The sequence below is a fragment of the Saccharopolyspora indica genome (assembly GCF_027853965.1).
GTDB classification, from domain to species: domain Bacteria; phylum Actinomycetota; class Actinomycetes; order Mycobacteriales; family Pseudonocardiaceae; genus Saccharopolyspora; species Saccharopolyspora indica.
On sequence record NZ_JAQGLB010000013.1, the window covers coordinates 164,585 to 177,550 of the forward strand.

General features: G+C 72.0%; 11 protein-coding genes. 5 read left to right on the plus strand and 6 right to left on the minus strand.

Annotated elements, in window-relative coordinates; translation table 11 throughout:
- Positions 1 to 19 precede the first annotated feature (19 nt).
- The 4 genes from OU416_RS26245 to OU416_RS26260 all read right to left on the minus strand — a co-directional run bounded on the left by OU416_RS26245 (position 20) and on the right by OU416_RS26260 (position 4,569).
- Complete coding sequence (locus OU416_RS26245; protein WP_093155567.1) at positions 20 to 283, minus strand: phosphoribosyl-ATP diphosphatase; 264 nt, start codon at positions 281 to 283, stop codon at positions 20 to 22.
- 74 nt (positions 284 to 357) lie between these two features.
- Entirely contained in the window at positions 358 to 1,329 is a 972-nt protein-coding gene (locus tag OU416_RS26250) for a homoserine dehydrogenase (RefSeq protein WP_270929728.1), read from the minus strand.
- Positions 1,329 to 2,018, minus strand: coding sequence for an HAD family hydrolase (locus OU416_RS26255; protein ID WP_270929680.1), 690 nt, complete (start codon positions 2,016 to 2,018; stop codon positions 1,329 to 1,331). Before OU416_RS26255 ends, OU416_RS26250 begins: the two co-directional genes overlap by 1 nt.
- A gap of 196 nt (positions 2,019 to 2,214) precedes the next feature.
- Positions 2,215 to 4,569 carry a lysylphosphatidylglycerol synthase domain-containing protein gene (locus OU416_RS26260; protein ID WP_270929681.1) on the minus strand — a complete coding sequence of 785 codons (2,355 nt, stop codon included), beginning with the start codon at positions 4,567 to 4,569 and terminating at the stop codon, positions 2,215 to 2,217.
- Positions 4,570 to 4,819: 250 nt separating this feature from the next.
- Here OU416_RS26260 and OU416_RS26265 point away from each other — a divergent pair, with 250 nt between their 5' ends.
- On the plus strand, positions 4,820 to 5,725 hold the full coding sequence (locus OU416_RS26265) for a PAC2 family protein (protein WP_372907256.1): 906 nt from the start codon (positions 4,820 to 4,822) through the stop codon (positions 5,723 to 5,725).
- A gap of 220 nt (positions 5,726 to 5,945) precedes the next feature.
- A complete protein-coding gene (locus OU416_RS26270; RefSeq protein ID WP_270929682.1) occupies positions 5,946 to 7,043 on the plus strand; it encodes a chitinase in 1,098 nt (365 codons plus the stop codon).
- Positions 7,044 to 7,117: 74 nt separating this feature from the next.
- Here the strand turns inward: OU416_RS26270 and OU416_RS26275 are convergent, their stop codons facing one another.
- Together OU416_RS26275 and mshC are read right to left on the minus strand one after the other, a co-directional pair.
- Positions 7,118 to 8,347, minus strand: coding sequence for a styrene monooxygenase/indole monooxygenase family protein (locus tag OU416_RS26275; protein ID WP_270929683.1), 1,230 nt, complete (start codon positions 8,345 to 8,347; stop codon positions 7,118 to 7,120).
- Positions 8,348 to 8,427: 80 nt separating this feature from the next.
- The gene (gene mshC / locus OU416_RS26280) at positions 8,428 to 9,663 is read right to left on the minus strand and encodes a cysteine--1-D-myo-inosityl 2-amino-2-deoxy-alpha-D-glucopyranoside ligase (RefSeq protein WP_270929684.1); all 1,236 of its coding nucleotides are present in this window, start codon (positions 9,661 to 9,663) and stop codon (positions 8,428 to 8,430) included.
- 423 nt (positions 9,664 to 10,086) lie between these two features.
- On the opposite strand from mshC, the gene OU416_RS26285 reads away from it, so the two are divergent.
- Genes OU416_RS26285 through OU416_RS26295 form a run of 3 tightly spaced genes read left to right on the plus strand, consistent with a single transcriptional unit; the run spans position 10,087 to position 12,944 of the window.
- Complete coding sequence (locus tag OU416_RS26285; RefSeq protein ID WP_270929685.1) at positions 10,087 to 11,127, plus strand: quaternary amine ABC transporter ATP-binding protein; 1,041 nt, start codon at positions 10,087 to 10,089, stop codon at positions 11,125 to 11,127.
- On the plus strand, positions 11,120 to 12,007 hold the full coding sequence (locus OU416_RS26290) for an ABC transporter permease (RefSeq protein WP_270929686.1): 888 nt from the start codon (positions 11,120 to 11,122) through the stop codon (positions 12,005 to 12,007). The genes OU416_RS26285 and OU416_RS26290 overlap by 8 nt, the downstream gene beginning before the upstream one ends.
- Positions 12,008 to 12,044: 37 nt before the next feature.
- Complete coding sequence (locus tag OU416_RS26295; RefSeq protein WP_270929687.1) at positions 12,045 to 12,944, plus strand: glycine betaine ABC transporter substrate-binding protein; 900 nt, start codon at positions 12,045 to 12,047, stop codon at positions 12,942 to 12,944.
- The last annotated feature ends 22 nt before the right edge of the window (positions 12,945 to 12,966 follow it).

Sequence of the window (12,966 nt, forward strand, 5' to 3'; positions counted from 1 at the left end):
GTCGGCTCGAACGCCGCGGTCACAGGTAGCGGTAGACGTCCTGGAGGGAAAGACCGCGCCCCAGCATGATCACCTGGAGGCGGTACAGCAGCTGGGAGATCTCCTCGGCCAGCTGCTCGTCGGACTCGTGCTCGGCGGCCAGCCACACCTCGCCGGCCTCTTCGAGCACCTTCTTGCCCTGCGCGTGCACCCCGGCGTCGAGCGCGGCCACCGTCGACGAGCCCTCCGGTCGGGTGCTGGCGCGTTCCTGCAGTTCGGCGAACAACTCGTCGAAGGTCTTCACAGTGCACGATCCTTGCATCTCAGGTCGGCGGGCCGAACGGCGGACCGCCGGTGTCCAGACTCTGGTACGGCTGGTCACCGCAGGCCCGCGGTGGCCTCCAGCGCTGCGCCGATGGTGTCCTTGATCATCGCGCGAGCGGCACCGCGCGGGCTCGACCGACCACCCGAAACAGTGACCGATCCGGCGTCGCCGCAGTCGTAGCGCACCGCCTTCTCCGGACCGACCAGAGCGCCGAGCGGACCGCCGAGCGGTTCGGCGCGGACGGTCACGCGGACCAGGCCGGGCTCGTCGCGGCGGGCGGCGGCGACCTGGCGGAGCCGGTGGCCGGGCTCGACCTCGCGCGGTCCGCCGATCGGTTCCGCCTCGACCCGCACCGCGGTCACGTCCCAGCCCCACAGCAGGCCGGTGATCAGGCGCATCTTGGTCGCGGCGTCCGCGCCGGAGAGGTCGGCGGTCGGATCGGCCTCGGCGATGCCGCGCCGCTGCGCCTCGGCGACGGCGGCGTCCAGCGGATGGCCCGCGGCGAGCTGGTCGAGCACGAAGGTCGCGGTGCCGTTGAGGCAGCCGTGCGCGGCCTCCACGTCGAAGCCGCGCAGCACTGATCGCGCCAGGTCACCGGCGGGCATCGCGGCCCCGGTGGCACCGGAGATCCGCACCGAGCGCCCGGCGCGCCGGGCCGCCTCGTCGAGTCGGCTCCAGTGCGTGAGCAGGTGCGACTTGGTGGCGGTGACGACGTGCGCGCCCTGCCCGAGCGCCTGCAGCGCGTCCTGTCCGGACTGGTCGCTGCCGTCGGAGGGGACGGCCTGCGCGAACACCCTGGCTCCGGTGCGCGCCAGCAGTTCCGCGAGCGGTTCGACCGGCTCCCACTGCTCGCGGGGCGGCACGACGCCGTCGACGGCCACCTGGGTGCTGCGGCCGCGCACGGCCACCACGCGCAGGTCGACGCCGTGCTGGTCGCGCCACTGCGCGCGGTGGGCGGCGACGAGCTCGGCGTACTCCCGGCCGACCGGGCCGAACCCGGTCAGCACGATCGGGACGTCGATCATCACGCGGCCCGGGTGAACAGCTCGCCGAGCGCGTCGAAGTCGACGTCGGTCAGCGAATCGCGCAGCACCCGGTGCGGGCCGGGCGCCAGCGGCACCTCGCACGGGATGGCGATCACCAGGCAGCCGGCGGCTTCCGCGCTGGCCACCCCGGTCGGCGAGTCCTCGACGGCGACGCAGTCGGCCGGGTCGACGCCCAGCAGCCGCGCGGCCTTCAGGTACGGCTCGGGGTCGGGCTTGTTGCGCCCGTCGACCTCGTCACCGCAGACGGTGAGGTCGAAGGAGTCGCGGCCCAGGGTCTCCAGCGCCATCTCGGTGAGCGAGCGGATCGTGGAGGTCACCAGCGCGACCGGCACGCCCAGCGCCCGCGCCCGGCGCAGCGCCTCCTGCGCGCCCGGCCGCCACGGCAGGCCATCTGCGAACAGCTCCGCCATCCGCTCGGCCACCCAGCTCGCGGCCGCCTCGATGTCGGCTTCGGTGGCCGGGGCGCCGACGTCGGTCAGCAGCATCCGCATGCTGCGCGTCATGTTCGAGCCGACCATGGCTTCCCTGGTGGCGTCGGTGAGCGCGCCCCCGCGATGCGCGGCGTAGTCGTCCAGCGCGATCGTCCACAGCTTCTCTGAGTCGACGAGCGTGCCGTCCATGTCGAACAGGACGGCGGCGGGCGAGTTCGGACCGGCGTCGCGGGTCACGCGGAGATCTCCTCCAAGCTGGATCGACAAAGCTGAGTCGCCCCCAGTACAGCACCGCGACCCCCACCAGCCCCACTGAAAGTGGGCAATCCCTCTTCCCGCCCAACCGGGTGAGTTTTTCGAGGTGAAGGGCACCTTTAGGCAAGTAACTTGCTGAAAGGTGCCCTTCACCTCTCACCCGATCCGGTGGGGACGGTCAGATGACGCCCTCGTGCTGGAGGAGGCGGAACATCGCGATGCCGGGCACGACCGGCAGCCAGTAGGTCAGCAGGCGGGAGAGCAGCACCGCGGTCACCGCCGCCGTCGCCGGGATCCCCATCGCGCTCAGGCCCGCGAGCAGGACCGCTTCCACCGCCCCCAGGCCGCCGGGCGAGGGCACCAGGTGGCCGAGGGTGTTGCCGATGATGAACACGACCGTCACCGCCACCCAGGAGAACTCCAGGTGCAGCGCGGCCAGGCAGGCGGCCAGCCCGAGCCCCGACACCACCAGGTAGCCCAGCCCGCCGCCGAACAGCTGCAGCGCCCGGACCGGGTGCCGCAGCGTGTCCAGCAGCTCCCGGCCCACTTCGAGCGCGGGCGCGGCGATGCGCCGCCGCCCGAACGGCGAGGCCAGCACCGCGGCGGCGGCCACCAGCACCGCGACCGCCGCCACCAGCACCGGCCAGCCGGCCGGGAACGACAGCCGGGTGAAGGTGCCGGACAGGCCGATCGCGAACACCCCGACCACGGCCACCGCGAACGCCACCGCGCCGGTGCCCGCCTGGTTCAGCAGCGTCACCCCGACCGCGAGCGGCCGGCGCAGGCCGAGCCGCTCCATGTACACCACGTTGATCCCGAAGAACCCGGCGCCGCCCGGCGTGGTGCGGCCGGTGAACGCGGCGGCGACCTGCACCGCCAGGGTGCGCCAGAACGGCAGCGGTACCCGGCTGGAGCCCTGCACCGAGATCGACGACAGCAGGATCGCCAGGAAACCGGTCAGCACCGCCACCGCCAGCCAGCCCCAGTCGGCGTGGCGGGCCGCCAGGAGCACCTCGTCCATGCTCGACAGCTCCGGCAGCAGCAGGTAGACGGCGGCACCGATGAGCAGCAGCCCGATCACGGTGACCGGGCGGACCGGGGACCGGAAGCCCGGGATCGGTTGCCCGAGCCCGTCGGCCAGCGCCTCGCGCACCTCGGCCATCAGGAAGCGCCCACGCGGTGCCTGCGCGCGGATCCGCCTCGGCAGCGCCATCGGCAGCAGGTTGCGCAGCGCTCCTTCCAGCTGCTCGGCGGGCAGCGCGCTGATCGCCGAGCGCACCGCCCGTTCGGTGCCCACCACCGACGCGATCGACACCAGCGCCTCGGCCAGGTCGCGAGCGCAGCGCGCCGCACCGGCTCCGGCGTGGCTGAAGGTGAAGCTGAGCAGCCACGGCCGGTTCTGCTCGTCGACCAGGACGTTCTTCGCCCGCAGGTCGTGGTGGGCGATGCGCGCGCGGGCCAGCGCACCGAGCTGCGCCCAGATCTCCGCCAGCAGCTCGTCGTCGACCTCCGCCGAGCTCAGCTGCGAGAGGCGCCGCCCCGGAACGTGCCGCACCACCAGCAGCGCGGGTGCGTGCTCGACGTCGCAGGCCAGCACGACCGGTGGCGTGCGCACCCCGGCGCGCTCGGCCAGCAGCGTCACGTACGCCTCGTGCTCGACCTCGTGGTGCGGTGTCGACAGCCGCGGTTCGTCCTGGACGTCCAGCAGCGCGAGCAGCCGCTTGATCTTGTACCAGGCCCCGGCCCGACGGCTCATCCGCCGCACCACCTTGACCCGCAGCGTCGTCCCGTCCTCGGTGCGCACGGCGAACTCGCGCGGCTCCAGGAACCGGTGCCGCAGCGCGACGATCGAGCGCGGCGCCAGCCCGGCCTGCTCCAGTTCGTACCGGACGACCAGGTCGGAGACCCGCCGCCCCGGAGCGCCCCACACCACGTGGAACAGCGTCCCGACGCCCCAGCCCAGCAGCGCCCCGCCCACCGCCGCCAGCGGCAGGTGCCCGCCGAGGTGCACCACGGCGACGCCGACGAGCACCACCAGCACCCACCCGGCGTAGCGGGCGTACCCGCCCAGGTAGGGCGCGACGACCACGACGAGCACCGCCACGACGGCCACTTCGTCGGCCGGGAACGGGAACACCCCCGCCGAGGACACCTGGCGCAGCTCGAGCACCTGGTGCATGAACAGCGCCAACGCCCAGGTCACCGCACCCGAGGCCGCGGACAGCAGCGCCACCCGGATCCAGCCCGCGTAGGCCGCCACCGCGGTCACCCCGGCGATGCCCGCCCACGAACCGAACCAGCTCAGCACCACCCACAGCGGATCGGACACCGCCGGGATCCGGCCGAGCTGGTCGTGGATCGCCAGCTCCACCGGGTTCACCGGCACCAGTACCAGCAGCACGCTCAGCGCCAGCAGGCCGCCGACCAGGCCGAGCTGCGCGAGATCGCGCGGCCGCCTGCCGATGGACAGCCGCAACCGGGATCGCGGGGAGATCCCGTTCTCCCCGTTCGGTGACGGCCTGGCGTGGTCCACTGGGCATCCGCTCCGCAGGCGGTCGAGCGCCTGTTCCCGATCCGCTCCGCAGCCGGTGTTCGCCCGGCGAGAACAGCCCGCCCGCGCGCGTCGGACGACCGGGGCACCCGTGGTCCTGGCGGGCGCTGAGGTCAAGGGTCTGGCCCGCAGGTCCGGGCGTCAAACCGGCTGCGGATCACGATGCAGGAGCGTTGCCGCCGGCCCCGGTATGTCCGGCGCTGGCGTCGGCACGGCGTCGTAGGCTGGGTCGGTGACCGATCGCGACGCACACGCCAACGAACATCCGCGCGCCGAACTCCCCGAGCTGACCGACCCGATCGTCATCGCCGGTTTCGAGGGGTGGAACGATGCGGGCGATGCCGCCAGTTCCGCGATCGAGCACCTGCAGCTCATCTGGGACGCCGAACCGCTGAGCGAGCTCGACCCGGACCCGTACTACGACTTCCAGGTCACCCGTCCCACGGTCAAGCTGGTCGACGGCATCACCCGCCAGGTCACCTGGCCGACCACCCGGCTGTCGGTCTGCCGCCCGCCGGGCTGCGCGCACGACGTGGTGCTGGTGCACGGCATCGAACCGAACATGCGGTGGCGGGCCTTCTGCACCGAGCTCGTCGAGCAGATCGAGCGGATCGGCGCGCACACCGTGGTGACGCTGGGCGCGCTGCTGGCCGACGCCCCGCACACCCGGCCGGTGCCGGTCAGCGGCGCGGCCTACGACGCCGACTCGGCGGCCCGCTACGGCCTGGAGCGCTCCCGCTACGAGGGCCCGACGGGCATCGTCGGGATCTTCCAGGACGCCTGCGTGCAGGCCGGCATCCCGGCGATCTCGTTCTGGGCGGCGGTGCCGCACTACGTCTCGCAGCCGCCCTCGCCGAAGGCGACGCTGGCGCTGCTGCACCGGGTCGAGGACGCCCTCGACGTGGAGGTGCCGCTGGGCAACCTGCCCGAGCAGGCCGAGGAGTGGGAGCAGACGGTCAGCGAGATGGCCGAGGAGGACGAGGACGTCCGCAACTACGTCCGCGCCCTGGAAGAGCGCGGCGACGCCGAGGTGAAGCTGACCGAGACCAGCGGCGACGCGATCGCGGCGGAGTTCGAGCGCTACCTCCGCCGCCGCGGCCCGGGCGGCAAGGGCCCCCTCGGCCCCGGCCCGGGCTGATCCCCACCGCAGCTTCCCGCACCAGCCGTCCGACACGCCCGGACGCGGGGGACTGCCGCGATTTCAATGGAAATCGAACGTCTGATTTCCATTGAAGTCGCATCCGGACCGGCGCTCGCGGGGTTCGCGGTTTGGCGACAAATGGACTGGACCTTGACTCCTAGAGTGGTCTAGTCCATTTTTGTGTGCTCCGGCTCACCCCATCCGGATCGGAGCAGCCATGTCACGGATCCGCACCGCGCTCGCCGCGCTGGCGGGGCTCGTCCTCGCCGCCGCGCCTGCTTCCGCCGCCCCCGAACCCGCCGCCATCCCGGGCCACGCCCTGGTCGGCTACCTGCACGCCAGCTTCGCCAACGGCTCCGGCTACGTGCGCATGGCCGACGTGCCCGCCGAGTGGGACGTCATCGACCTGGCCTTCGCCGAACCGACCTCCCCCACCTCCGGCCAGCTGGAGTTCACCCGCTGCCAGGCCGCCGAGTGCCCGAACGTGGAGAGCGACGAGGAGTTCCTCGCCGGGATCCGCGCCAAGCAGGCCGAGGGCAAGAAGGTGCTGCTGTCGGTCGGCGGCGCCAACGGCCAGGTGCGGCTGGAGACCGCCGCCGCGCGCGATGCGTTCGTGTCGTCGGCGGCGGCGATCATCGACCGCTGGGGCCTGGACGGCATCGACATCGACTTCGAGGGCCACTCGCTGGAACTCGCGCCCGGCGACACCGACCTGAAGAACCCGACCACCCCGGTGGTGGTCAACCTGATCGGCGCGCTGCGCGCCCTCAACGAGCGCTACGGCCCGGACTTCGTGCTGACCATGGCACCGGAGACGTTCTTCGTGCAGGTCGGCTACCAGCACTACGGCGGCGGCACCGGTGCCGACCCGCGCGCGGGCGCGTACCTGCCGGTGATCGACGCGCTGCGCGCGGACCTGGACCTGCTGCACGTGCAGAACTACAACTCCGGCCCGGTCATGGGACTGGACGGCCAGTACCACACAATGGGCAACGCGGACTTCCACGTGGCGATGATCGACATGGTGCTGACCGGCTTCCCGCTGGCGGGCAACCCGAACAACACCTTCGCCCCGCTGGCCCCCGAGCAGGTCGCGATCGGCCTGCCCGCGGCCAACCCGGCGGGCAACGGCTTCACCCCGGTGCCGGAGGTCCACAAGGCCCTCGACTGCCTGCGCGCGGGCACCGGCTGCGGCACCTACAAGCCGCACGGCACCTACCCGAAGCTGCGCGGCCTGATGGCCTGGTCGATCAACTGGGACGTCTACCACAACAACGAGTTCGCCAAGGCCCACGACGCCTACGCGATCCGGTAGGACCCGTTGCGGCCCAACAGATTTCGGCCGGGGCGAGGAGCACGCGCACTCCTCACCCCGGCCGGATCCAGCGCTCAGCCGAAGCTGCGGAGGTACTCCTCGGCCCCCTCCGGGTCGAGCAGCCAGGTCTGGAAGTCCGCCGGGTCGTCGAAGCCGTCGGCGAAGCGGTCGCGGATCTCGGGGTGCCGGGCCGCGGCGGCCACGAGCCGCTGCACGTGCGGCTGGGCGGGCCGCAGCGAGGTGTTCGTCCACGACACCACGTGCCGCGCGTGCCGCCAGAACTCCTCGAAGCTCCGCTGCATCCAGGACCGGTCGAACTCCTGCGCACCGCGCGCCACGATGCTGTCCAAATAGGACTCAGCGCACCGGCTGGCGACGTTGGCGCCCTGTCCGGTGATCGGGTCGTTGGCCACCACGGCGTCGCCCATGCCCAGCACCACCGCACCCGACGGGAGTTCGGCGACCGGCTTGCGCACCACCGGGGTCACGCCACCGGTCAGGGTGGCGCGCTCGTCGGTCAGCTCGGCACCGGCGAACCGGGCGTGCTCCCACGGCAGGTGCTCGCGCATCAGCTCCAGCATCCGCGCCCACTGCTCGCCGCCGCCGGGGCGATCCGACCAGCAGTCCATCGGACCGCCCGGGATTCCCTCGTACAGCAGGACATCGCACGCCCCGCCGAAGGTGCAGCCGGGGATGACGTAGATGTCGCCGACACCGGGAATCGACGTCGCCCGGAGCAGACCGGCGTCGGGCTCGTCCGGCGACGGAGCCGCTCCGCGCACGTAGGCGACCGCCAGCGCCCGCTGCGGCGCGGTGAACGGCGAGTGCCGCGCGTCGCGCTCGAAGATGCGGCCGAGCTCGCCCGCGCCCGTCGCGACCACCGCCAGGTCGTGGCGCGCGGCCATCTCGTCCAGCTCGGAGGCGGTGATGTCGCGGTACTCCACGGCACCGCCTCGCTCGGCGAACAGCTCCAGCCAGCGCGCCATCTTCACCCGCTGGTCCACCGACTGCGCGGGCCGGGAGAACCGGCCCCGCCAGTCCAGCAGCCGCCCCTCCCCCGGCTTCTCGACGACCTTGCGCAGACCGGTGATCGGCGGTGCTTCGCCGTCCCAGAAGTTCAGCCCGCGGGCCCGTTCAGCGGCCAGCGCGGTGCCGAACATGGCCTGCGTGGACATCACCCGCCCACCGCGGATCTGCTCGGGCGTGCGCCCGGAGACCAAGGTCACCTCGTACTGCTCGGCCTGCAGGCCGAGCGCCAGCTGCAGCCCGGCCTGCCCCGCCCCGACGATCAGGACCTTCCGCATTTCCCGCCCGTCCTCTCCCGCGCGTCGACGTCGTGAGGGGCGCCGGTCCCAGTCCGGAACCGACGCCCCTCCAACCGGATTCAGAGCTCGACGCCGAGCAGGGCGTCGACGGCCGTGCGGATCAGCGCCGGCGCCCCGGCGTCGGAGCCGCCGGTCGTCAGCGCTTCCTCCGCCCAGGCGTCGATCGCCCGCAGCGCCCGCTGCGTGTCGAGGTCGTCGGAGAGCCGGTCGCGCAGCTCGGCGACCGCGGCTTCCGCCGACGGGGCCGACTCCAGCTCGACGGCCTGGCGCCAGCGCGCCAGCCGCGCCGCGCCCGCGGTCAGCGCGTCGGCCGTCCACGAGCGGTCGGTGCGGTAGTGGCCGTCCAGCAGCGCCAGCCGGATGGCCATCGGGTCCACCCGGTCGCCGCGCAGCCGGGAGACGAACACCAGGTTGCCCTTGGACTTGGACATCTTCTCGCCGTCCAGCCCGATCATCCCGGCGTGCACGTAGTGCTTGGCGAACGGGAACTCACCGGTCAGCGACTCGGCGTGCGCGGCGCTGAACTCGTGGTGCGGGAAGATCAGGTCCGAACCGCCGCCCTGCACGTCGAAGCCCAGGCCCAGCCGGTTCAGCGCGATGACCGAGCACTCCAGGTGCCAGCCCGGCCGGCCCGGCCCCAGCTCGGACTCCCAGGACGGCTCGCCGTCGCGGGCGGCCCGCCACAGCAGCGCGTCCAGCGGGTGCTCCTTGCCCGCCCGGTCCGGGTCGCCGCCGCGCTCGGCGAAGAAGCCGCGCATGGTCTCGTCGTCGTAGTTCGACTCGTAGCCGAAGCGGCCGCTGGCCCGGTGGCGGAAGTAGATGTCCGGGTGCTCGTCGTCGAGCCGGTAGGCCGCACCGGAGGCCAGCAGCTTGCCGACCGCCTCGACGATCTCCGGGATGGACTCGACAGCGCCGACGAAGTCCGCGGGCGGCACCACCCGCAGCGCCTCCATGTCCTCGCGGAACAGCGCGGTCTCGCGCATCGCGAGCACCACCCAGTCCTCGTGGTCGCGCTCGGCGCGCTCCAGCAGCGGGTCGTCGATGTCGGTGACGTTCTGCACGTAGTGCACCTGGTGACCGTTGTCCAGCCACACCCGGTGGACCAGGTCGAACGCCAGGTAGGTGGCGGCGTGACCGAGGTGGGTGGCGTCGTACGGCGTGATGCCGCACACGTACATCCGCGCGACCGCACCGGGCTCGGTGGGTTCGACCGAACCGGCCGAGGTGTCGAAGAGGCGCAGCGGACGTGGCGTGCCCGGCACTCGAGGCACGGGAACCGATGACCAGGGTTGCATGCACCCGACCTTAAACGTCCGCCTCGGGTGGACGCCGCCATCCGGGGGATAGCCAGTATCACATCGTGGGAGGACCGGCTGGCCCGAACGCCGCCGCGGCCGCGCGGGCGCCCTGGGCCGGAACACCCCGGACCGCGCATTCCAGCACAGCGAGATCCTTTGCATCCGCCACTCGGCCACAACGCCACTGAAGTGGGATCATCAGTTCCGAAAAGGGAATATCCGCACGCCAAAATCATTACATCATGCCTGGTCAGAAGCGCGGAAATGCATTTCTCCGCGAAATGCAGATCTTCGCCCGATCTGCTGAGCGCGAGCTTTTCCGGAGCATGATCGGCGAACGGAACCGAAAGGAGTCGACGGCGAATCCGGGCATCGTGATCGCAACCGGCGGTGTCCCGGCGGAGCGGGTGGAGGCGATCGGTGACTTCGGTACGCGTGGAACGGCTCTACAAGATCTTCGGGCCGCAGCCGGCCGAGCTGGTCCGCCGCGTGGAGCGCGGGGCCGGTCCGGACGAGATCAAGGCGGCCGGTGGCACCGCCGCGGTGGTGGACGCGTCGTTCGAGGTGGCGGAGGGCGAGACGTTCGTCGTCATGGGCCTGTCCGGCTCCGGCAAGTCGACCCTGATCCGGATGCTCAACGGGCTGCTCGCGCCGACCGCGGGCCGGGTGCTCGTCGACGGCGAGGACGTCACCGCGATGTCCGGCAAGGTGCTGCGCGCGATGCGCCAGGAGAAGATGAGCATGGTCTTCCAGCACTTCGCGCTCTTCCCGCACCGGACCGTGCTGGACAACGTCGGCTACGGGCTGCGGATCCGCGGCGCGGGCGAGGACGAGCTCGCCGAGAAGGCCACCGAGGCGCTGAACCTGGTCGGCCTGGAGGGCTGGGGCGACCGCTACCCGCAGCAGCTCTCCGGCGGGATGCGCCAGCGCGTCGGCCTGGCGCGCGCCCTGGCCGCGCAGACCGACGTCCTGCTGATGGACGAGGCCTTCAGCGCGCTGGACCCGCTGATCAAGCGCGAGATGCAGGACCAGCTGCTCGACCTCAACGCCCAGCTGGGCAAGACGATCATCTTCATCACCCACGACCTCGACGAGGCGATGCGGCTGGGCGACCGGATCGCGATGATGCGCGCCGGGCGGATCGTGCAGATCGGCACCGCCGAGGAGATCCTGCGCGAACCGGCCGACTCCTACGTCGCCGAGTTCGTCCACGACGTGGACCGCAGCCGGGTGCTCACCGCGGCGACTCTGGCGAACCCGCAGGTGATCGCACCGACGGGCGCCGAACCGGTGGACGCGGGCACACCGCTGCGGGAGCTGTTCCTGCGGCTCGGCGGCCGACCGGACCCGGTGCCGGTGGTCGACGGGCAGCAGCGCCTGCTCGGCGCGGTGACACCGGCCGCGATCTTCGAGGCGCTCAGCCGCGAGCCCGAGACGGCCGAGGAGGCATCCGATGCGTGAGGTGCTCACCCAGTTCGAGCTGCCGCGGATCCCGGTCGGCAGCTGGTTCGCGGCGGTGGTGGACTGGCTGAACGACAGCATCGGCCCGGTGTTCGACTTCGTCGACCTGGTGCTGCGCTCGGCGGTCGGCGGGCTGGCCCAGGCGCTGACCTTCCTGCCGCCGCTGGTCGTGGTGCTGGTGTTCGCCGCGCTCGGGTGGTGGCTGCGCAGCTGGCGGTTCGGCCTGTTCAGCCTGATCGGCTTCGGGCTGATCGCCAGCGTGCAGGAGTTCGAAGCGGCGATGCAGACCCTGTCGCTGGTGCTGGTGGCCACCGCCATCGCCATCGCCATCGGCATCCCGGTGGGCATCCTGATGGCGCGCAGCAGCGAGGTCAGCGCGGTGCTGCGGCCGGTGCTGGACCTGATGCAGACCATGCCCGCCTTCGTCTACCTCGTCCCGGTGATCGTGTTCTTCAACATCGGCGAGGTGCCGGGCGTGGTGGCCACCGTGATCTTCGCGCTGCCGCCGGGCGTGCGGCTCACCGAGCTCGGCATCAGGCAGGTGGACACCGAGGTGGTCGAGGCCGGCGAGGCCTTCGGCGCCCCGCCCCGCAAGATCCTCACCGGCATCCAGCTGCCGCTGGCCATGCCGTCGATCATGGCCGGGGTCAACCAGGTGATCATGCTGGCGCTGTCGATGGTGGTCATCGCGGGCATGGTCGGCGCGCCCGGCCTCGGCTCGAACATCTACGAGGCGGTCACCAGGGTCCAGCTCGCCCAGGGCTTCGAGGCCGGACTGGCGGTGGTGATCCTGGCGGTCTACCTGGACCGGATCACCGCCGTGCTCTCGGACCGCTCGCCGGTCGCGCGGGCGGAGCGCAAAGCGGCCAGGACCGGCTGAGCCCGGTCCGCCAGCCGCCGCGGAAAGGCAGGTAGCAATGTTGTCCAGCAGGAGATCGCGGAGATTCGCCGCACTGCTCGCCGCACTGGCCGCGCTGGTCCTGGTCGCCGCCGGCTGCGGCGGCCGCGAGCCCCAGACCGGGCAGGAGTCGAAGACGATCAACATCGGCTACATCGCCTGGGACGAGGACATCGCGGTCACCTACCTCTACAAGGAGCTCCTGGAGCGCAAGGGCTACGCCGTCAACGCCACCGAGCTGGAGGTCGGCCCGATCTACGCCGGGCTCGCCCAGGGCAACCCGGACCTGTTCCTGGACGCCTGGCTGCCGCAGACCCACGCCGACTACTGGCAGCAGTACGGCCCGCAGCTGGAGGACCTCGGCGTCTGGTACGACCAGGGCACGCTGAACATCGCGGTGCCGAAGTACCTGACGGACGTCAACTCGATCGAGGACCTCAAGGGCCGGGGCCCGGAGTTCGGCGGCGTGATCACCGGCATCGATCCGGGCGCCGGGCTGAGCCGCACCACCAAGGACAGCGCGATCCCGGCCTACGGCCTCGGTGGTGAGTACGCCCTGCAGACCTCCTCGACCACGGCGATGCTGGCCGCCCTGGAGAAGGCGACCAAGGAGCAGAAGCCGATCGTGGTCACCCTGTGGCACCCGCACTGGGCCTACGCCCGCTACCCGCTCAAGGACCTGCAGGACCCGAAGGGCGCGATGGGCCAGGCCGAGCAGCTGCACGCCGTCGGCCGCGCCGGATTCGCCCAGGACTTCCCCGAGGTCACCGAGATGATCAAGAAGTTCAGGCTGACCGACGACCAGCTGGCCTCCCTGGAGAACGAGATCAACAACGCGCAGAAGGGCCAGGAGCAGCTGGCGGCCAGGAAGTGGGCCGACGCCCATCCTGAGGTGATCAACACCTTCGCCGGTCCGTGACGGCGCGCTGGAGGGCCGGTGG